Annotated in this window: 16 protein-coding genes; 5 read left to right on the top strand and 11 right to left on the bottom strand. The window is 72.7% G+C overall.

What is annotated here, in order from left to right; all coding sequences use genetic code 11:
* Positions 1-14: 14 nt before the first annotated feature.
* The 3 genes from ACFXGA_RS17625 to ACFXGA_RS17615 are packed head-to-tail and all read left to right on the top strand — an operon-like array spanning position 15 to position 2,619.
* On the top strand, positions 15-956 hold the full coding sequence (locus ACFXGA_RS17625) for a metal ABC transporter solute-binding protein, Zn/Mn family (RefSeq protein ID WP_378089034.1): 942 nt from the start codon (positions 15-17) through the stop codon (positions 954-956).
* Entirely contained in the window at positions 953-1,786 is an 834-nt protein-coding gene (locus ACFXGA_RS17620) for a metal ABC transporter ATP-binding protein (RefSeq protein WP_378089032.1), read from the top strand. Before ACFXGA_RS17625 ends, ACFXGA_RS17620 begins: the two co-directional genes overlap by 4 nt.
* Positions 1,786-2,619, top strand: coding sequence for a metal ABC transporter permease (locus ACFXGA_RS17615; protein ID WP_378089030.1), 834 nt, complete (start codon positions 1,786-1,788; stop codon positions 2,617-2,619). The genes ACFXGA_RS17620 and ACFXGA_RS17615 overlap by 1 nt, the downstream gene beginning before the upstream one ends.
* A gap of 201 nt (positions 2,620-2,820) precedes the next feature.
* On the opposite strand, the gene ACFXGA_RS17610 is transcribed toward ACFXGA_RS17615, so the two are convergent.
* The 10 genes from ACFXGA_RS17610 to ACFXGA_RS17565 form a co-directional block, all read right to left on the bottom strand.
* A complete protein-coding gene (locus ACFXGA_RS17610; RefSeq protein WP_378089028.1) occupies positions 2,821-4,224 on the bottom strand; it encodes a GGDEF domain-containing protein in 1,404 nt (467 codons plus the stop codon).
* Positions 4,225-4,526: 302 nt separating this feature from the next.
* Positions 4,527-5,750 (bottom strand): MFS transporter, encoded by a 1,224-nt coding sequence (locus ACFXGA_RS17605; protein WP_378089026.1) that lies wholly within the window; start codon positions 5,748-5,750, stop codon positions 4,527-4,529.
* Between the two features lie 361 nt (positions 5,751-6,111).
* Entirely contained in the window at positions 6,112-7,533 is a 1,422-nt protein-coding gene (locus ACFXGA_RS17600; RefSeq protein ID WP_378089024.1) for an MBOAT family O-acyltransferase, read from the bottom strand.
* Between the two features lie 489 nt (positions 7,534-8,022).
* Positions 8,023-8,991, bottom strand: coding sequence for a 23S rRNA (guanosine(2251)-2'-O)-methyltransferase RlmB (gene rlmB / locus ACFXGA_RS17595; RefSeq protein ID WP_378089022.1), 969 nt, complete (start codon positions 8,989-8,991; stop codon positions 8,023-8,025).
* A gap of 4 nt (positions 8,992-8,995) precedes the next feature.
* Positions 8,996-10,387 carry a cysteine--tRNA ligase gene (cysS, locus tag ACFXGA_RS17590; RefSeq protein WP_378089020.1) on the bottom strand — a complete coding sequence of 464 codons (1,392 nt, stop codon included), beginning with the start codon at positions 10,385-10,387 and terminating at the stop codon, positions 8,996-8,998.
* 45 nt (positions 10,388-10,432) lie between these two features.
* Positions 10,433-11,044 carry an HAD family hydrolase gene (locus tag ACFXGA_RS17585; RefSeq protein ID WP_378089018.1) on the bottom strand — a complete coding sequence of 204 codons (612 nt, stop codon included), beginning with the start codon at positions 11,042-11,044 and terminating at the stop codon, positions 10,433-10,435.
* A gap of 123 nt (positions 11,045-11,167) precedes the next feature.
* Positions 11,168-11,563: a PPOX class F420-dependent oxidoreductase gene (locus ACFXGA_RS17580; protein ID WP_378089016.1), complete on the bottom strand. Its 396-nt coding sequence runs from the start codon at positions 11,561-11,563 to the stop codon at positions 11,168-11,170.
* A gap of 4 nt (positions 11,564-11,567) precedes the next feature.
* Positions 11,568-12,047, bottom strand: coding sequence for a 2-C-methyl-D-erythritol 2,4-cyclodiphosphate synthase (gene ispF, locus ACFXGA_RS17575; protein WP_378089014.1), 480 nt, complete (start codon positions 12,045-12,047; stop codon positions 11,568-11,570).
* Positions 12,044-12,754 (bottom strand): 2-C-methyl-D-erythritol 4-phosphate cytidylyltransferase, encoded by a 711-nt coding sequence (gene ispD, locus ACFXGA_RS17570; RefSeq protein WP_378089012.1) that lies wholly within the window; start codon positions 12,752-12,754, stop codon positions 12,044-12,046. The genes ispF and ispD overlap by 4 nt, the downstream gene beginning before the upstream one ends.
* Before the next feature lie 33 nt (positions 12,755-12,787).
* The gene (locus ACFXGA_RS17565; RefSeq protein WP_012782996.1) at positions 12,788-13,276 is read right to left on the bottom strand and encodes a CarD family transcriptional regulator; all 489 of its coding nucleotides are present in this window, start codon (positions 13,274-13,276) and stop codon (positions 12,788-12,790) included.
* Positions 13,277-13,579: 303 nt separating this feature from the next.
* Between ACFXGA_RS17565 and ACFXGA_RS17560 the strand changes: the two genes are divergently transcribed.
* Together ACFXGA_RS17560 and radA are read left to right on the top strand one after the other, a co-directional pair.
* A complete protein-coding gene (locus tag ACFXGA_RS17560; protein WP_378089010.1) occupies positions 13,580-14,353 on the top strand; it encodes a hypothetical protein in 774 nt (257 codons plus the stop codon).
* A gap of 342 nt (positions 14,354-14,695) precedes the next feature.
* Positions 14,696-16,060, top strand: a complete 1,365-nt coding sequence (gene radA, locus ACFXGA_RS17555) for a DNA repair protein RadA (RefSeq protein ID WP_378089008.1) — start codon at positions 14,696-14,698, stop codon at positions 16,058-16,060.
* A gap of 43 nt (positions 16,061-16,103) precedes the next feature.
* On the opposite strand, the gene otsB is transcribed toward radA, so the two are convergent.
* Entirely contained in the window at positions 16,104-18,638 is a 2,535-nt protein-coding gene (gene otsB / locus ACFXGA_RS17550; protein WP_378089006.1) for a trehalose-phosphatase, read from the bottom strand.
* Positions 18,639-18,684 lie beyond the last annotated feature (46 nt).

Raw genomic sequence — 18,684 nt, 5'->3', positions numbered from 1 at the left:
CGAGGAGTGCTCTGATGACTGTCCGCAACGCGTTGCTCGGCGCGGTGGCCGCCGCGACCGCCGTCGTCCTCACCGCCTGCGGCGCCCAGGACACCCCCGCCGCCGACGACGGCGCGATCAAGGTCGTCGCCTCCACGAACGTGTGGGGCAGCGTGGTCCAGGCCGTCGGCGGCGACGCGGTGCGGGTCAGCTCGATCATCGACGACCCGTCCGGCGACCCGCACTCCTACGAGAGCAAGCCGTCCGACCTGGCGGCCGTGCGCGACGCGAAGCTCGTCATCTTCAACGGCGGCGGCTACGACGACTTCTTCGCCACCCTGCTCGGCCCCGGGACCGAGGGCGCGAAGAAGATCGAGGCGTTCCCCGTGTCGGGCAAGGCCTCCGACCACGACGAGCCGGAGCCCGAGGCCGAGGGCGGCGACCACGGCCACGACCACGCCGTCAACGAGCACGTCTGGTACGACTTCGAGACCGTCCGCAAGGTCGCCGAACAGGCCGCCGCCGACCTCGGCGAGATCGCGCCCGACCGGAAGGCCGCCTTCGACGCCAACGCCAAGGACTTCACCGCGAAGCTGACCGAGCTGGAGCGGCGGGTCGAGGGCAGGGGCGCGGGCCGGAAGGTCGTGGCGACCGAGCCCGTCGCGCACTACCTGCTCGACACCGCGGGCGTCGAGGACGTCACCCCCGAGTCGTTCGCCGACGCCGTGGAGGCCGAGGCCGACATCCCCGTCGCCGCGCTGGCCGAGGTCACCCGGCTGATCGAGCAGAAGCAGGTGGTCGCGCTGGTCAACAACGCGCAGACCGAGAACCCCGCCACCAACCAGGTCGTCGAACGGGCCCGGGCGGCGGGCCTGCCGGTCGCCGAGGTGACCGAGACGCTGCCCGAAGGCGTCACGGGTTACCTTGACTGGATGACGAAGCAGGTCGACTCGCTGGTGGGAGCGCTCGGCGCATGACGGCTCGGGGCACGACGGCTCAGGTGGCGGACACGGCGACGGCCGCCGCGGTCGCGTTGCGCGGCGCGCGGCTGTCCTACGGCGACCGGGTGCTGTGGGACGGGCTGGACCTGGACGTCGCGCCGGGCGAGTTCGTGGCCGTGCTCGGGCCCAACGGGTCGGGCAAGACGAGCCTCATCCGGGTGCTGCTCGGCCTGCAACCGCTGACCGCCGGCACGGTCCGCGTGGCGGGCGGCAACCGGCGCGTCGGCTACATCCCGCAGCAGCGGGCGATCGACTCGACCCTCGCCCTGCGCGGCCGTGACCTGGTCGGCTTCGGCCTGGACGGCCACCGCTGGGGCATCGGGTGGCGCGACCGGCGCGAACGCCGGGCCAGGGTGGACGCGGCGCTGGAGAGCGTCGGCGCGACCCGGTACGCCGACGAGCCGATCGGCCTGCTCTCCGGCGGCGAGCAGCAGCGGCTGCGGGTGGCGCAGGCCCTGGTCGGCGACCCCGGGGTGCTGCTGTGCGACGAGCCGCTGCTCTCGCTCGACCTCGCCCACCAGCGCGTGGTCAGCGACCTTATCGACGCCCGCCGGCGTGCCGCGAACACCGCCGTGCTGTTCGTGACCCACGAGATCAACCCGATCCTGCCGCTGGTCGACCGGGTGCTGTACCTGGTCGACGGCCGGTTCCGGATCGGCAGGCCCGCCGAGGTGATGACCTCGCGGGCGTTGTCCGAGCTGTACCGCACGAACGTCGAGGTGGTCCGCGTGCGCGACCAGATCCACGTGGTCGGCGCGCAGCACGTGTGCGAGGACGAGCCGCACCACGTGGCGGATGAGGGCTGATGGAGAACTTCTTCGACTTCGGGCTCACCCTGGAGTTGCTGCGCTACGTGCAGCCGATGCTGGTGGCGGGCGCGGTGCTCGGGCTGCTGGGCGGCCTGCTCGGTCCGCTCGTGGTGACCCGCCGGATGGCGTTCGCCGTGCACGGCACCAGCGAGCTGGCGTTCACCGGCGGCGCGGCGGCCCTGCTGATCGGCGTCGGCGTCGGGTACGGCGCGCTGGCCGGGTCCGTGGTCGCCGCCCTGCTGCTGGGGCTGCTGAGCACCCGCGACTCCGACCGCGACTCGGTCATCGGCGCGATCCTCGCGTTCGGGCTGGGCCTCGGCATGCTCTTCCTCGCCCTCTACAACGGACGGACGGCGAACAAGTTCGGCCTGCTCACCGGGCAGGTGGTGAGCGTCGGGTCCACCGACCTGTGGCTGCTCATCGGCTCGTCGCTGGTGGTGCTCGTGGTGCTGGCGTTCATCCACCGGCCGCTGCACTTCGCCAGCGTGGACGCGGCCGTGGCGGTGGCGCGGGGCGTGCCGGTGCGGACGCTGTCGGTGGTGTTCGCGGTGCTGGTGGGCGTGGCCACGGCGTTGAGCGTGCAGCTCGTGGGCGCGCTGCTCGTGCTGTCGGTGATGATCACGCCCGCGGCGGCGGCCACCCGGGTCACCGCGAGCCCGGTGCGGGCCACCGTGCTGGCCGTGGTCTTCGCCGAGGTGTCCGTGCTGGGCGGGATGCTGCTGTCCCTCGCGCCGGGGATCCCGGTGAGCGCGTTCGTGACCGCGGTGTCGTTCGCCATCTACCTGGCGTGCCGGCTGCTGGGCCGCAAGCGTGAACGCGTGGCGCACTAGCGCGAAGTCGCGCACGGCACGTTTGAACCCTGCCCGGAACGGGTAGGCCGGACGTCGAGGGGGGCACCCGGGTCCACCAGGGCAGGTGCCGTGCCACGCGCGACGACGAACCGGAACCCGTGCGGCGGCCGTGGCCGTCGCGCCCGTTCCGCGTGCCTCCGCCGGCTCCCGGACGTCCCGCCGACGACCCGGCGCGACCGCTCAGGCGGTGCGGGTGACCTCGGCCCCGGCCGGCTGCTGCGGCTCGGCCCCGTCGACCTCGTCGCCGCGCGGCGCGGGCAGCAGCCGGATCTCGCCGCCGGCGACCCGCACCTGGTTGCGCCCGTTCTCCTTGGCCGCGTAGAGCGCCGCGTCCGCGCAGTGCTGCGCGTCCTGGAGGCACTCGCCGTTGTCCGGCAGCACGGCCACGCCGATGGACGCCGAGATGGCCCGCACCTCCGGCCCGTCCGCCGTCAGCGGCAGGTTCCGGCCGCGCAGGGTCACCGTGTTGCGGTGCTTGTCGGTGGTCACCACGGACATCTCGCCGATCGCCTCGCGCACCCGCTCGGCGATGGCCGTGCCCTGCGCCAGGCCCGTGTCGGCGAGCACCACGACGAACTCCTCACCGCCGTCGCGGCCCGCCACGTCGCCCGGCCGCAGCTTCTCCCGCAGGATCCGCCCCACCTCGGCCAGCACGGCGTTGCCCGCCGGGTGGCCCCAGGTGTCGTTGATCCGCTTGAAGTGGTCCAGGTCGATGGCCAGCACGGTCACCGGCTGCCCGTCGTGGCGGCAGCGCTCGGTGAGCCGGCCCGCGTACTCGGCCAGGCCGTTGGTGTTGAGCAGGCCCGTCCGGTAGTCGGTGTGCGCGTCCTCGGCCAGCCGCGCCTGGAGCTGCTCCTGCTCGGTCAGCAGCCGCTCGAGGTGCGCCCGCCGCTGCGCCGCGTGGTACAGCAGCGCGTTGACCAGGATCACCGGGAACACCAGCAGCAGCGGGCCCACCCAGTGCGTGGTCATCAGCATGCCGAGCATCGCGCCCGCGCCGAGCGTGCTCAGCTCCAGCATGTTGTCCGCCCGCGAGCCCAGGAACTCCTGGATCCGCGTGTGCGGGGTGACGATCTTCAACGCGATCGCGATGTTCATGCCCTGCGCGCCCCAGTTGACCACGCCGGCCACGATGAGCACGAGCACGAGGCCCAGGTCGGTCGGGATCCGGCCGGTGGCCAGCAGCGACATGCCCGACAGGTGCACCACGGCCCAGGCCAGCATGGTGCCGCCGAGGATGCTCGCCGAGCTGAACACGAACCGGTACGGCTGGCGGCGCGCGATCGGCTGGATCAGGATCCGCATCCACACCGTGGCGAGCACGGCCAACGCGCCGGGCAGCGCGATGGCGGCGGCGAACGTCCAGACCGAGGTCAGGTCGATGTGCGGGCCGGCCGACTCGTTGCGGCGCGATTCTTCGGCCCGCCGAACGATCATCAGGTGGACGGTGATGGCGAACATCACCGCGCCGAACCGCAACCAGTCGGTGTTCGAGACCGAACCCAGCCCGAACAGCAGCCAAATGGCGGCACCCGCTACCGCCGATTCGATGAAGAAGAAGTACGCCAGCGCGGCCGGTCGCAACGTCCACAGATCCCAGTTGCGAATCGAGGGCCGGCCGACTGCCCCAGACGCCTTCTGGTCAGTCAAACTGTTCTTCACCACGACCCCCTACCCTCTGCCCGGCGTCGCGCGGCGAACGCCGTTCGCAGCGGCACGCCCGTGCCCGAGACGCGCTCCGAGGAGGTGTTCGCCATGCGCAACCGCGACATGTGAGCCACTCCCTCCATCCCGGACCGAATGTTCACCGTACGTGCCCGCGGGCTAGCGGGCCGCAGCCGAGGGGTCCTTCATGTTTGACAATCGCGTTATGTGATGGGTCCGTTTCAGATCGCCACCGCCTTCGGATCGTTCCGGGTGCGGGCCCGTCGCCAGGCTACGGTCGCCTGGGTGGCGAGCAGTAGCCCGATACCGCCTGCACCCGCGATCGTCGCGGTCACCGAGCCGACCGAGTGCGCCACGACACCGGCCAGCGCCATCCCGCCGCCCTGCGACGAGCGCAGCGCGGCCCGGCCGATGCCGTACGCCCGGCCGCGGTAGGCGTCCGGCAGGATGCGCATCCACGCCGAACGAGCGGGCGTGTGGTACGCGCCGGCCATGCCGGCGATCACCAGCAGTGCGATGGTCCAGGTCAGGTTCGGGTTCAACGCGAACATGACCAGCGGGGCCAGGGACAGTATGGCGAGCGGACCGATCAGCCGCTCGCGTTTCGCGGGATCGCGCACCACCCGGAACAGCACGGCCACGCCGAGGACGTTGGCGGCGGGCTCGATGGCCAGGATCAGGCCGACGGCCCACACCGCGTCCAGACTCGCCGCCAGGGGCACGGCGAGTCCCTCGGGGACCATGGCGAGGCCGGCCAGCAGGCGCATGCCCATCAGGCTGCGCAGCCGGGGTTCGGTGACCAGCAGGGTGAACGCGCCCTTGGGGCCTTCGGGGTCCCGCTTGGCGCCGCGGGGGTCCGCGGCCGGGCGGTGCTTCACCGACAGCTGGACCAGGATCGCCACCCACACGAACGTGGCCGCGTCGATCGCGAGCGCGACGTTGGGACCCGCGCCGGTGACGAGGAAGCCCGCGGCGGCCAGGCCGGCCATCTGGGCCACGTCCACCGACGTGCCGAACAGGGCCACGCCGTCGTCGTAGCGGTCGTCCGAGAGCACGTGCGGCAGGCTCGCCTCCTGCGCCGCCAGGAACGGCGACGAAATCATCAGGACGACGACCAGCAGCACGATCATCAGCCACAGCGGCGTGCCCGGAATGGCCATGAGGCCCACCAGGGCGGCCTGGAGCCACGCGCACCACACCATCACCGTGCGCCGCGGGAAGCGGTCCGCGAGCCAGCCCAGCAGCGGCCCGGAGACCAGCGGCGGGAACAGCGTCAACGACCACGTGAGGGCGGTCCAGGCCGGTGATTGCGTGCGCTCGAACACCAGCAGGGACAGCGCCACCGCGGCGAGCTGGTCGCCGACGGTCGACACCGTCGAGCCGATCCACATGCCGCGGAACTCGCGGTTGCCCACGAGCGCGCGGACGGTCCCCCCGGAAGTCACAACTCCCCCAGGTTGGTCGGCCCCGATGAGTGAGTCACGTTACCCCCACCCGAAGTAACAATTCCCTCGGTTAGCACGGTAGAAGCTGCCGGATGTGCAATCTCTGTCCTACCACACTGTGTACCCGAACGGAGCAGGTCGGTTACCTAAAGTAGTTACAACGGCGAAAAACCGGCCACTTATTCTTGACAGTTGACGGTAGGTGACACGGCGTGAGCAATCCTCGCCTACCCTACGTCGACCTGGGCCTCCATTGGGTTCGGCGCGGCTGGGCCGACCGGGCCAGTGGGTTCGTGCGGTCGCCGGCCCGCCGGGGGCCGGGTGCCGCGTCAATTGTGGAACGTCCGCGGTGAGTCGATCTTCAGAACTGGTAGTAGAGGAACGGACTGAAGGTACCGCTCGCCACAAGGATCGCGGCGTAGGCGACGCCGACCGTCATCAGCGAGACCCGGGCCGCGGTGGCGATCTTGTCGCGCGAGGACTCCAGGTAAGGACCGCTCACCGGGTGGGCGGGCATTGCGACGACCGTCAGAGCGATTATGAGCAAAACAATCCGCTGATTGGTCGCCGCCGCGGCCACGGCTTCGGTCAACCCGGTGAAATCGGGCCAGAACATGTGGCCGATGATTGTGAACGCGGTGCCGAGGTCGGCGGACCGGAAGAACACCCACCCGATTACGACCAGGAGCGTGGTCCCGGCCCGACGGGCAATTCGGGTACGCGTAGCGATCGGGGACGAATCCCAACCGAAACGCCGTTCCAGCACGAGCAGCGCGCCGTGGAAGACGCCCCAAACGAGGAACGTCCAGTTGGCCCCGTGCCAGAAACCGGTGAGGACGAAAACGATCGACAGGTTGCGGTAGGTCTGCCGCACCCCGCCCCGGTTGCCGCCGAGCGGGATGTAGACGTAGTCGCGGAACCAGCGCGACAGGGACATGTGCCAGCGCCGCCAGAACTCGGTGACCGTGACCGACGAGTACGGGCGGGCGAAGTTCTCCGGCAGTCGGAAGCCGAGCATCCGGCCCAGCCCGATCGCCATGTCGGAGTAGCCGGAGAAGTCGAAGTAGAGCTGGAGCGTGTAGCCGATCGCGCCGAGCCACGCGACGGCCGTGGTCATCTGGTCGGCCGGGGTGGCGAAGCAGGCGTCGACCATCGGCGCGAGCGAGTCGGCGATGATCACCTTCTTGCACAGCCCGAGGGCGAACCGGGGGAAGCCCGCCGCGATGTCGTCCCAGCGGTGCAGGCGGGGCTGGGGGAGCTGGTCGGCGATCTCCCGGAACCGCACGATCGGGCCCGCGACGAGCTGGGGGAACATCGCGATGTAGGTGACGAACGCGACCGGCTCGCGCAGCGCCGGCCGCTCGCCGCGGTACACGTCGACCACGTACGAGATGTGGTGGAACGTGTAGAACGAGATGCCGATCGGCAGCGCGAGGTGGACCACGGGCAGGTCCGCGCCGACGACGGTCGCGATGTCGTGCAGCTGCTGCGTGGCGAAGCCCGCGTACTTCCAGACCAGCAGGACGCCGAGGTTGAGCGCGATGGAGCCGACCAGGACCAGCCTGCGGTCGCCCGGGGCCCCGGGTTCGAGCCGCCGCCCGGCCAGGTAGTTGACCACCATGCAGACGAGCAGCAACACCGTCGTCCCGCCCGCGCCGGAGACGTAGAACAGCAGGCTCGCCACCGCGACCACGGCGTTGCGCCGGTTCCGGGGCGCGACGAGGACGGCCGCGAGCACGACCGGCAGGAAGAACCACAGGAACAACGGGCTGGCGAAGGACATCGCCGCAGACCTTATCCGCCGCCCACGGGGCTGGGAGCGGTTCGGCGGACAAACCGGCGCACTTCACAGCGGACGCCCGGTGACCGGCGCTTTCGGCCCGTACACCGGTGCCCTGGACGGCCGCCGGAGCCGTCCGCGGAGGGATGGGACACGACGGCGACCACACCACCCACCGGCCTGTCCGCACACCGGCCGTCCGCGCACGGCTCGACGCGTTCGAACCTCTCCGCGGCCGCCCGCCCGCACGACGAGCCGCCCCAGGGCACGGACGCCCGCCGAACACCGTCCCGCCGAGTTGTCCACAGGCCGCCGCCCACCGCTCGGTTTTGTCGGTCGTGGCCGGCAGGATCAAAGCAGGGGTCCCCTGGGCGGGTACCCCTGCGGAGCCTGAGCGGCGGCCTCCGGTGAGCGTGGGCGGGTAGGCGCGAACGGCGGCAGCCGCGAGCGTGAGCGGCGGCACCCGCCGGGCGTGGGCGGGGGGAGCAGGGCTCAGGCGCGGACGTCCAGGCGACGCCTGCGGGCGATCTCGGCCAGCACCACGCCGGCGGCCACGGAGGCGTTCAGCGACTCCACGCCGGCCGCCATCGGGATGGACACGGTCTGGTCGCACGTCTCCTTGACCAGCCGCGACAGCCCGCGCCCCTCCGAGCCCACCACGACCACCAGCGGGCCGGTGGCGAGGTCCAGGCCGTCCACGTCGACGTCGCCGTCCGCGTCCAGGCCGACCACCATCAGCCCCGCCTCGGCCCACTCCTTGAGCTGCCGGGTCAGGTTCGTCGCCACCGCGATCGGCATCCGCGCCGCCGTGCCCGCGCTGGTCCGCCACGCCACGGCGGTGATCCCCGCCGAACGCCGCTGCGGCAGCACGATCCCGTGCGCGCCGAACGCCGCCGCCGACCGCACCACCGCGCCCAGGTTGCGCGGGTCGGTCACGCCGTCCAACGCCACCAGCAACGGCGGCCGGCCGGACTGGTTCGCGATCCGCAGCAGCTCGCGCGGCTCGGCGTACTCGTACGGCGGCACCTGCAGGCCGAGGCCCTGGTGCACCGCGCCGCCGGTGATGCGGTCCAGCTCGCCGCGCTGCACCTCCAGCACGGAGATGCCCCGCGTGGCCGCCAGCTGCACCGCCTCGGCGACCCGGTCGTCCGCGTCGATGCCCAGCGCCACGTACAGCGCCGTCGCCGGGATCCCGGCCCGCAGGCACTCGACCACCGGGTTGCGCCCGGCCACGGTCTCCGGGCCGTTCTCGGCCGCCTTGCGCCGCTGCGCGCGGACCTGCTCGGCCTTCGCCGCCGCGGCCGCCCGCCGGTGCGCGGGGTGGTTCGGGCGGTCGACCGCCTTCGGCGTCGGGCCCTTGCCCTGCAGGCCCTTGGACTTCTGCCCGCCGGAACCGACGACCGCGCCCTTCTTGGAGCCCGGGTTGCGCATCGCGCCCCGGCGCTTGGAGTTACCAGCCACGAGCTCAGTCGTCCTTCAACGTCCACAACGGACCGTCGGGGGTGTCCTCGACGGCGATACCGGCCAGCAGGAGGTGATCGCGCAGCGCGTCCGCGCGCGCGAAATCCCGCTCCTTGCGGGCCCGCGACCGCTCCTCCAGCAGCCGCTCCACCAGCACGCCCAACGCGCGCCCACCCGCGCCGCCCGCGGCGGCGTCGTGCCACAGCGGCGACAGCGGGTCCAACCCGAGCAGGCCGGTCATCGCCCGCACCGACTCGGCGGCGGCCCGCGCGCCCAGGTCGTCCGCGGACTCCAGCGCCGTGTTGCCCTCGCGGACCCGCTTGTGGATCGCGGCCAACGCGCCGGGCGTGCCCATGTCGTCGTCCATCGACGCCACGAACGCGGGCGACAGCTCGCCCTCCGCGCCGATCGCCCCGGTCCGCTCCACCACGCGCCGCAGGAACGACTCGATCCGCCGGTAGGCCGACACGGACTCGCCCAACGCCTCGGGGGAGTACTCGATCGCCGACCGGTAGTGCGGCCCAACCAGGTAGTACCGCAGCTCGGGCGCGCGCACCCGCTCCAGCATCGCCGGGATCGACACCGTGTTGCCCAGCGACTTCGACATCTTCTCGCCGCTGAGGGTCACCCACGCGTTGTGCATCCAGTACCGGGCGAACCCGTCGCCCGCGGCCCGCGACTGCGCCTGCTCGTTCTCGTGGTGCGGGAAGATCAGGTCGATGCCGCCGCCGTGGATGTCGAACGTGCCGCCCAGGTACGCGGTCGCCATCGCCGAGCACTCCAGGTGCCAGCCCGGCCGGCCCGGACCCCACGGCGTCGGCCACGACGGCTCGCCCGGCTTCGCCGCCTTCCACAGCGTGAAGTCGCGCGGGTCGCGCTTGCCGGTCGCGGCGGACTCGCCCTGGTGCACCTCGTCGGGCTTCTGCCCGGACAACGCGCCGTACTCCGGGAACGACGTCACCGAGAAGTACACGTCGCCGTCGGCGGCGTACGCGTGGCCCTTCTCGACCAGCCGCTCCATCAGCTCGACCATCTGCGTGACGTGGCCCGTCGCGCGCGGCGAGTACGACGCGGGCAGGCAGCCCAGCGCGTCGTAGGCCTGGTCGAACGCGCGCTCGTGCCGGTACGCCCAGTCCCACCACTCGGCGCCGTGCTCGGCGGCCTTGGCCAGGATCTTGTCGTCGATGTCGGTGACGTTGCGCACCAGCGTCACGGTCGAGCCGTCACGGCCCAGCCAGCGGCGCAGCACGTCGAAGTTGAGGCCGCTGCGCACGTGGCCGATGTGCGGAACGCCCTGCACCGTGGCCCCACAGACGTAGATCGACGCCGTTCCACTGACCTGCGGGACGAACTCCCGCATGGACCGGGTCGCGGTGTCGAAGAGGTGGAGGCTCACGTGAGAATGGTACGGGCGTTGACCACACGGGGTTGAATCGCCCGGTCAAATGTGCTTGCGGAGCACCTGCAGGAGCGCGTCCGGCCGGCTGCCCGTCGGCAGGGGCTCGACGATCTCGACCGCGCAGCCGATCGCCGCCGCGCCGCCGTCGGCCTCCGCGCTGTCGCCGATCATCAGCGCCTCGCTGGGGTGCACGCCCAGCCGGTCGCAGGCGATCCGGAAGATCTTCGGGTCCGGCTTGACGAAGCCCTCCCGGTAGGAGAGGACGTACTCGTCCACCCGCGTGTCCACGCCGTGACGTGCGAAGACGGCGCTGATGTCCCAGGCGATGTTGCTCACGACCGCGGTCGGCAGCTCGGTGCCCAGCGCCTGCGCCGTGTCCGGGTACGGCTGCCAGAACGGCGGGCTGCACAGGTCGGCGTAGAAGCGGGCCGGGTCCTTGGCCCCCGCCTTCGCGAGCACCGCGAGGTGCAGGTCGCGGTGGGCGACGGGGTCGAGGTCGCGGCGCTCCCACTGCTCGGGGTCGACGTCGAGCCCGTCCGCCACGCCGACCGGCGCGGTGAGCGCGCGCATCAGCGCGGCGTGCGCGGCGAGCGACTCGTGCTCCAAGCGGAACAGGGTGCCGGAGAAGTCGAACAGCACGGCGCGGATCGTCACGGAACCACGCTACGTGGTCCGGACCTCCGAGGTCTCGGGAAGCCGGCGAACCGAGACCAGGCTCACCGCGACCCCCGCGCCCGGGAGCCGGGGCGGGATGTCGGGATGATGGGACCGCTGCGGCTAGGCGGCGTTGCCGGTGACCTTCTCCGGCGTCAGCCGCAGCACCACGCGGACGTGGCCGGGGGCGTCCGGCGGGAAGTCCCGGCCGTGGTACTTGTGGGCCAGGGCGTTGGTCACCGCGCGGCCGACGTCCTCGGTGATCGTCACGGTGCCGCGGATCTCCGCGTACCGCTCCTCGTCGTCGCTGCTCCACACGCTCACGCTGGCCCGCGGGTCGCGGGCGAGGTTGCGCGCCTTGGCGCGGTCGCGCAGCGTCGAGATCAGCAGGTCGTCGCCGTCGCGGGTCACCCACACCACCGATGTCTGCGGGCTGCCGTCGGGGTTCAGCGTGGCGAGCGCCGCGTAGTTCCGACCGTCGAGGAGAGCGCGGGTCGCCGCGCTGAGGGTGATCGACATGTGGTCAGGCTAGTGCCGCCGGCACGAGCAGCGCCGTGGCGACCGCGGCGATGCCCTCGCCGCGCCCGGTCAGCCCCAGGCCGTCGGTCGTCGTGCCGCTGACCGACACCGGGCCGCCGACCGCCTCGGACAGCACCCGCTGCGCCTCGTCCCGGCGCTTGCCGATCCGGGGCGCGTTGCCGATGACCTGCACGGCCGCGTTGCCGACCCGGTAGCCGGCCTCCTCGACCAGGCGTCGCGCCTCGGCCAGGAACTCGACGCCGTGCCGCCCGGACCAGCGCGGGTCGCTCGTGCCGAACACCGAGCCCAGGTCGCCCAGGCCGGCGGCGGACAGCAGCGCGTCGCACAGCGCGTGCGCGGCCACGTCGCCGTCCGAGTGGCCGGCGCAGCCGTCGACGCCGTCCCACCGCAGGCCGGCCAGCCAGCACTCCCGGCCGCGTTCCACCTGGTGGACGTCCGTGCCGATGCCCACCCTGGGGATCACTGCTCTCCTCCGCCGCCGACCAGCAGGGCCTCGGCCACCGCCAGGTCGAACCTCGTGGTGATCTTCATCGCGTCCGGGTGGCCGGGGACGGTGGCGACCGGCACGCCGAGCCGCTCCACCAGCCCCGCGTCGTCCGTCGCGCCCAGGCCGGCCCGGTGCGCGGCCTCGTGCGCGCGCAGCAGCACGGCGGCGTCGAAACCCTGGGGCGTCTGCACGATCCGCAGGGCCGCGCGGTCCGGTGTGGCGACCACCACACCGCCCGCGTCGACCTGCTTCACCGTGTCCGCGACCGGCAGCACCGGGATGACGGCCTCGTGACCTGCGGCGACGGCGTCCGCCACGGCCCGCACCACGGCCGGCGGGGTGAACGCGCGGGCCGCGTCGTGAACGAGCACGATCGAAGTGTCCGGGACCTCGCGCAGCGCGTACGTTAGGGCCAGGCGCACCGAGTCCGACCTCTCGGCGCCGCCCGGCACGACGTGAACCGCCCCGTCGGCCGGGGCCAACGGGGCGGTGACGGTTCTCACCACGTCCACATCGGACGCGGGTGCGGCGATCACCACGTGCCGCACGCGACCGGAGTCGAACAGGCCGCGCACCGCACGCACGAGCAGCGGAACGCCGTCGACCGGCACGAGCGCCTTGGGCATGCCGTAGCCCAACCGCTCACCCCGGCCCGCCGCGGGCACGAGCGCGACCACACCCATGTTCGCGGTTTCCGGATTTGTCGGGTGGAACGATCAGGACGCGGTGGCGAGGACCTCGTCGAGGAGGACCTCGGCCTTGTCCTCGTCCGTGCCCTCGGCCAGCGCCAGTTCGCTAACCAGTATCTGTCGAGCCTTCGCCAGCATCCGCTTCTCACCAGCGGACAGACCGCGATCCTTCTCGCGCCGCCAGAGGTCGCGCACCACTTCGGCCACCTTGTTCACGTCGCCGGACGCGAGCTTCTCGAGGTTGGCCTTGTACCGCCGGGACCAGTTGGTCGGCTCCTCGGTGTGGGGAGCACGCAAGACCTCGAAGACCTTGTCGAGACCCTCCTGGCCGACGACGTCGCGCACGCCCACGATCTCGGCGTTGTCGGCGGGGACGCGAACCGTGAGGTCGCCCTGGGCAACCTTGAGGACGAGGTACTTCTTCTCCTCGCCCTTGATCACACGGGTCTCGATTGCTTCGATGAGAGCGGCACCGTGGTGCGGGTAGACGACGGTCTCTCCGACCTTGAAAACCATGTGTCCTCTGCCCCTTTCGCTAACCCCATCCTAACACGTCGAGCAATCCCCTCTTCGGCGTCCGGAGATCGGTTCGCGCTGGTCAGGGCCGCGCAGGGGGTTGACAAATCACCCGGTCGCATGCAACGCCCGGGGTCGATCTTGCTCCACAGTGGACGTGCGCGGGACGGTCGCGGACCCCTCCGGGGCACCACGTGCCGCAGGTCCGGGCGCGCCCCGTTAGGCTCCTCCACCGGTGGTGGGACCCGTTACCACCGGGTACGACCCCGCCTCGTCAGCACACCGGGAAGGATCCGAGCAGCCGTGGATCGCGCACTCCAGAAGTCCACAGCGCCGCGCCGCCTGGCCGTCGTGGCCGCCCTGGCGACGGGCCTCGGCCTGGCCGCCGCAGGTTGCAGCGCCGGTCAGGTCACGCAGACGGACACCCAGGTGGCCGCCGTCAACGGGGCCAGCGGGCAGGTGGGCGACATCGCCGTCCGTGACGCGCAGTTCCTGTTCCCGGTCGCGCACGGGTCCTACGAGCAGGGCGACTCCGCGCCGATCGTGGTGGTGATCGCGAACAACGGCGCCGACGTGGACACGCTGGTGGGCGTGACCAGCGAGGCGTCCGCGCCCGCCGAGATCACCGGCGACACCCGGCTGGAGCCCGGCTCGTCCGTGGTGAGCGGCGCGGACCAGGACGACGCGGGCAGCCACCAGACCACGACGAGCCGGCCGACGTCGTCTTCGTCGCCTTCGGACTCGCACTCGACGGCGACCACGACCACCACGCCGTCCGGCTCGGCCGCGACGACCACGACCACGACGGGGTCGTCGGCGTCCGGTTCGACGACGCCGACCTCCGGCGACAACACGTCCATCTCGAACCCGCCCACGACGCGGACGAAGCTGCCGTCGTCCGTGGACCCGACCGAGCCCGGCGTGGTGAAGATCGTGCTGAAGGGCCTGACCAAGCCGCTGCGGCCCGGTGAGACGATCCGGGTCACGTTCCTGTTCGAGAAGGCGGGCGAGGTCACCCTCCAGCTGCCGATCGGCGCGAGCCCCGAGCCGCGCCCCGACGGCTCCTCGGAGCACTGAACCACCTGATCGTTCCCGCAGGGGTCCCCGTTCCGGGGGCCCCTGCGGTCGTTCGCGGCCGGGGGAGTCACCGCCGGTCCCCGCGCGGCGACCCGGAGGCGTGAAACCGGTCACGGCCGGGGAGTCGCCGCTCCCGCGAGAGACGCCGGGCCGTGCGCCGGGCTTCCGGGCTGTGCCCCGGCCGGGTTCCGGGTGGTGCACCGCGAGGACGCCGGGGCCGTGCGCGCCGCCGGGACGCCGGGCCGTGCGTCGCCGGGCCGCCGGGTCGTGCGCCACAGCGCCGCCGGGCCGTGCGTCGCCGGGTCGCGGTCGGTGTCGGTGCCGACGGATAGCCTCCGGGGCGTGGCGAAGACAGCACGGGTGGCCAGGCCGACGTACCGCTGCGCCGAGTGCGGGCACGAGGTGGCCAAGTGGGTCGGGCGGTGCCCGGAGTGCCAGGCGTGGGGCACGGTGGAGGAGCGGGGCGCCTCCGCCGCGCCGCGGTTCCTCGCTGGCACGCCGAGCAGCGAGGCGCGCCCCATCGCGCAGGTGGACATCGAGTCCGCGCGCGCCGTCTCGACCGGGGTGTTGGAGCTGGACCGGGTGCTCGGCGGCGGGCTGGTGCCGGGGGCCGTGGTGCTGCTCGCGGGCGAGCCGGGGGTCGGCAAGTCGACCCTGCTGCTGGAGGTCGCGCACCAGTGGGCGCTGTCGGTCGGCCGCTGCCTCTACGTGACCGGCGAGGAGTCGGCGGGCCAGGTGCGGCTGCGGGCCGACCGCACCGGCAACCTGCACGACGAGATCTACCTGGCCGCGGAGAGCGACATCTCCGCCGTCCTCGGCCAGGTGGACGCGGTCAAGCCGAGCATGCTGATCGTGGACTCCGTGCAGACCATGTCGTCGCCCGCGGTCGACGGCGCGCCCGGCGGGGTCAGCCAGGTGCGCGCGGTCACGGCCGGCCTCATCGCGGTCGCCAAGGAGCGCGGGCTGCCCGTCGTGCTGGTCGGCCACGTGACCAAGGAGGGCTCGGTCGCCGGGCCGCGGGTGCTGGAGCACCTGGTGGACGTGGTGCTGCAGTTCGAGGGCGACCGCCACTCGACGCTGCGGCTGCTGCGCGGGGTGAAGAACCGGTTCGGCCCGGCCGACGAGGTCGGCTGCTTCGAGCTGCGCGACGACGGCATCGCGGGCGTGCCGGACCCGTCCGGCCTGTTCCTGCACCGCCGCGACCAGGCGGTGTCCGGCACCGCCGTCACGGTCGTCGTGGAGGGCAAGCGGCCCATGCTGGGCGAGGTGCAGGCGCTGGTCGCGCCGACCGCGCTGCCCGCGCCGCGGCGCGCGGTGAGCGGTCTGGACTCGGCGCGGCTGGCCATGGTCCTCGCCGTGCTGGAGAAGCGCGGCCGGGTGGCGCTCGGCAACAAGGACGTCTTCACCGCCACGGTCGGCGGCATGCGGCTCGTCGAGCCCGCGGTGGACCTGGCGGTGGCGCTGGCGGTCGCCTCGGCGGCGGGCGACCTGCCCCTGCCGCACGACCTGGTGGTGGTCGGCGAGGTGGGCCTGTCCGGCGAGCTGCGCCGGGTCAACGGCGTCGGCCGCCGGCTCACCGAGGCCGCCCGGCTCGGCTTCACCAAGGCCCTGGTGCCGCCGGACGCCGGGCCGCTGCCGCAGGGCACGCGGGCGCTCGTCGCGCACGACCTGTACGAGGCCCTGAACCTGCTGAAGCTGAAGAAGTAGCCGACGGCGCCCGACCGCGTGGCCGGGCGCCGTCGTGCCACGCCTACCGGCCGGCCGCCAGGAGCTGGGCGCAGCGGATCAGGCCCAGGTGGCTGTACGCCTGCGGGTGGTTGCCCAGGGAGCGCTCCGCGATCGGGTCGTACTCCTCGGGCAGCAGGCCCGTCGGCCCGGCCGCGTCCACCATCTGCGCGAACAGCTCCTCGGCCTCGGTGCGCCGCCCGGTGAGCAGGTACGCCTCGATCATCCAGGCCGCGCACAGGTGGAAGCCGCCCTCGTCGCCGGGCAGGCCGTCGTCGCGCCGGTACCGGTACACGGTGGACCCGGACCGCAGCTCGGCCTCGATCGCGGTCACCGTGGCCTGGAACCGGTCGTCCGTCGGGTCGATCAGGCCCGACAGGCCGACGTGCAGCGACGCCGCGTCGAGGTCGTCGCCGTCGTACGCGGTGGTGAACGACTGGGCCTCCTCGCTCCACCCGTGCTTGAGCACGTCGTTGGCGATGGTGTCGCGCAGCACCGGCCACGACGGGTCGATGTCGCGCCCGTACGCCTCGGCCAGCTTCACCGCCCGGTCGAGCGTCACCCAGCACATGACCTTCGAGTACACGTGGTGACGAGGGGCGTGCCGCTCCTCCCAGATGCCGTGGTCGGGCTCGTGCCAGCGGCGGGCGACCGCCTCGGCCATCGCCTGCACCATCAGCCAGTCCTTGTCGGTCAGCGAGCCGCGCGCGGCGGCGAGCTGCACGACGAGGTCCACCACGGGGCCGAACACGTCGAGCTGCACCTGCTGGTTGGCGAGGTTGCCGACGCGCACCGGCCGCGACCCGGCGTACCCGGGCAGCGTGTCGATGACCGCCTCGGCGCCCAGCATGGTGCCCTGGAGCGTGTAGAGCGGGTGCAGCCGCTCCGGGCCGGGCAGGGTCGACAGCACCCCGTGCACCCAGCCGAGGAACGCCTCCGCCTCGCCCAGCGAGCCGACCGACACCAGGGCCTGGGCGGTCAGGGCCGCGTCGCGCAGCCAGCAGTACCGGTAGTCCCAGTTCCGGATGCCGCCCAGCTCCTCGGGCAGCGAGGTGGTGGCCGCGGCCATGATCGCGCCGGTGTCGTGGTGCACCAGGCCCTTCAGCGTCAACGCCGACCGCAGCACCAGGTCGGACTCGACCGGCGGCAGCTTCAGCGTCGCCGCCCAGTCCGACCAGAACGCGCCGGCCCGCGCGCGCCGCTCCGGCTCGCCCAGGGTGGCCTCGGACAGGTCGTCCGTGCCGCAGCGCAGCTCCAGCAGGATCGGCGCGCCCTCGCGCGGGCGCACGACCGCCGTCGCGGTCTCCTGGATGCCGTCGGACGTGATCTGCCAGTCGACGCCGGGCGAGCGCAGCACCATCGGGTCCGAGGTGCCGACGACCCGCAGGCCGTCGCGCTCGCGCAGCAGCCGCACCGGCACCTGGCCGAACTCCGGCCGCGGCGCGAACGTGATCACCGCGTTGGTGGAGCCGGAGATGCGCCGCACCAGGTCGGTGCGGTGCGAGGCCAGGTCGTGGTCCAGGTAGTCCGTGACCAGGAGGCGCGACCAGCGGGTCTCCACGATCATCGTGCCGGGCACGTACCGCTGGCCCAGGGGCAGCGAGCCGTGCTCGGGCTTGATCGAGAAGTGGCCCGCGGACGGCCCGCCGAGCAGGTCGGCGAACACCGCCGCCGAGTCCGGCTCCGGGTGGCACAGCCAGTTGACCCGGGCGTCCGGGGTCAGCAGCGCCACGGACCGCTCGTTGGCGAGCATGGTCAGCCGCTCGATCGGCACGGCCTGGTCGCCGTGCAGCCACGCGCGCCGCTCCTCCAGCAGGAACGCGAGCACGGTGGCCACGTCGAGCGTGTCGGAGACGGAGTACTGGGCCAGCGACTCGCCGTCGCCGACCTTGATGCCGACGTCCGGCCCGCTCAGCCGGGCAAACGCTTTCTCGTCGGTCACGTCGTCACCGACGAAGACGGCCGCGGTCGCCGACGCGCGGTGCCGCAGGACGTCGAGGGCGTGGCCCTTGTCGGTCTGCACCACGGCCAGCTCGATCACGGCCTTGCCCTCGGTGACCTGCACGCCGTCCCAGGTGGCCGGTCCGGTGCGCACGGCGTCCAGCACCCGCTCCCCCACGGCGGGGTCCGCGCGGCGCACGTGCACCGCGATGCTCGCGGGCTTCACCTCGAGGCCAACGCCGTCGTGACCGGCGACGATGCCCTCCAACTCGGTTTCCAGGCGGCGGTGGAGCTGCTTGGCGTCGGCGTCCAGCGCGTGGACGAAGCCGACGTCGAACTCCGATCCGTGGGAACCCACCAGGTGCACCTCGGACGGCAGGCGCGACAGCGTCGCCAGGTCGCGCAGCGCGCGCCCGGAGATCACCGCCGTCGTCGTCTCGTGCAGACCGGCCAGGGAGCGCAGGGCGCCCACCGACTCGGGCAGCGGGCGGGCGTCCTCTGGGTTGGCCACGATCGGAGCCAATGTCCCGTCGTAGTCGCAGGCGACCAGCAGGCGCGGTGTGCGTGCCAACTGCACGATCGCACGACGAAGTTCGGCGGGGAGGGCCTCGGCGGTCAACGCCCCTCCTCAATGCTCGGTGGGACAGGGTGGGTATTCTCGTCTG

Origin of the sequence: Actinosynnema sp. NPDC059335 (genome assembly GCF_042752395.1) — a bacterium.
Lineage (GTDB): Bacteria > Actinomycetota > Actinomycetes > Mycobacteriales > Pseudonocardiaceae > Actinosynnema.
The sequence above is the reverse complement of the archived record's forward strand: the minus strand, read 5'-3'. Positions and strand labels throughout refer to the sequence as shown.

Coding starts and splice junctions, on each gene's coding strand:
- ACFXGA_RS17625 (WP_378089034.1), top strand. CDS start 15: ATGACTGTCCGCAACGCGTTGCTCGGCGCGGTGGCCGCCGCGACCGCC.
- ACFXGA_RS17620 (WP_378089032.1), top strand. CDS start 953: ATGACGGCTCGGGGCACGACGGCTCAGGTGGCGGACACGGCGACGGCC.
- ACFXGA_RS17615 (WP_378089030.1), top strand. CDS start 1,786: ATGGAGAACTTCTTCGACTTCGGGCTCACCCTGGAGTTGCTGCGCTAC.
- ACFXGA_RS17600 (WP_378089024.1), bottom strand. CDS start 7,533: ATGTCCTTCGCCAGCCCGTTGTTCCTGTGGTTCTTCCTGCCGGTCGTG.
- ACFXGA_RS17580 (WP_378089016.1), bottom strand. CDS start 11,563: ATGTCGATCACCCTCAGCGCGGCGACCCGCGCTCTCCTCGACGGTCGG.
- ispD (WP_378089012.1), bottom strand. CDS start 12,754: ATGGGTGTGGTCGCGCTCGTGCCCGCGGCGGGCCGGGGTGAGCGGTTG.
- ACFXGA_RS17565 (WP_012782996.1), bottom strand. CDS start 13,276: ATGGTTTTCAAGGTCGGAGAGACCGTCGTCTACCCGCACCACGGTGCC.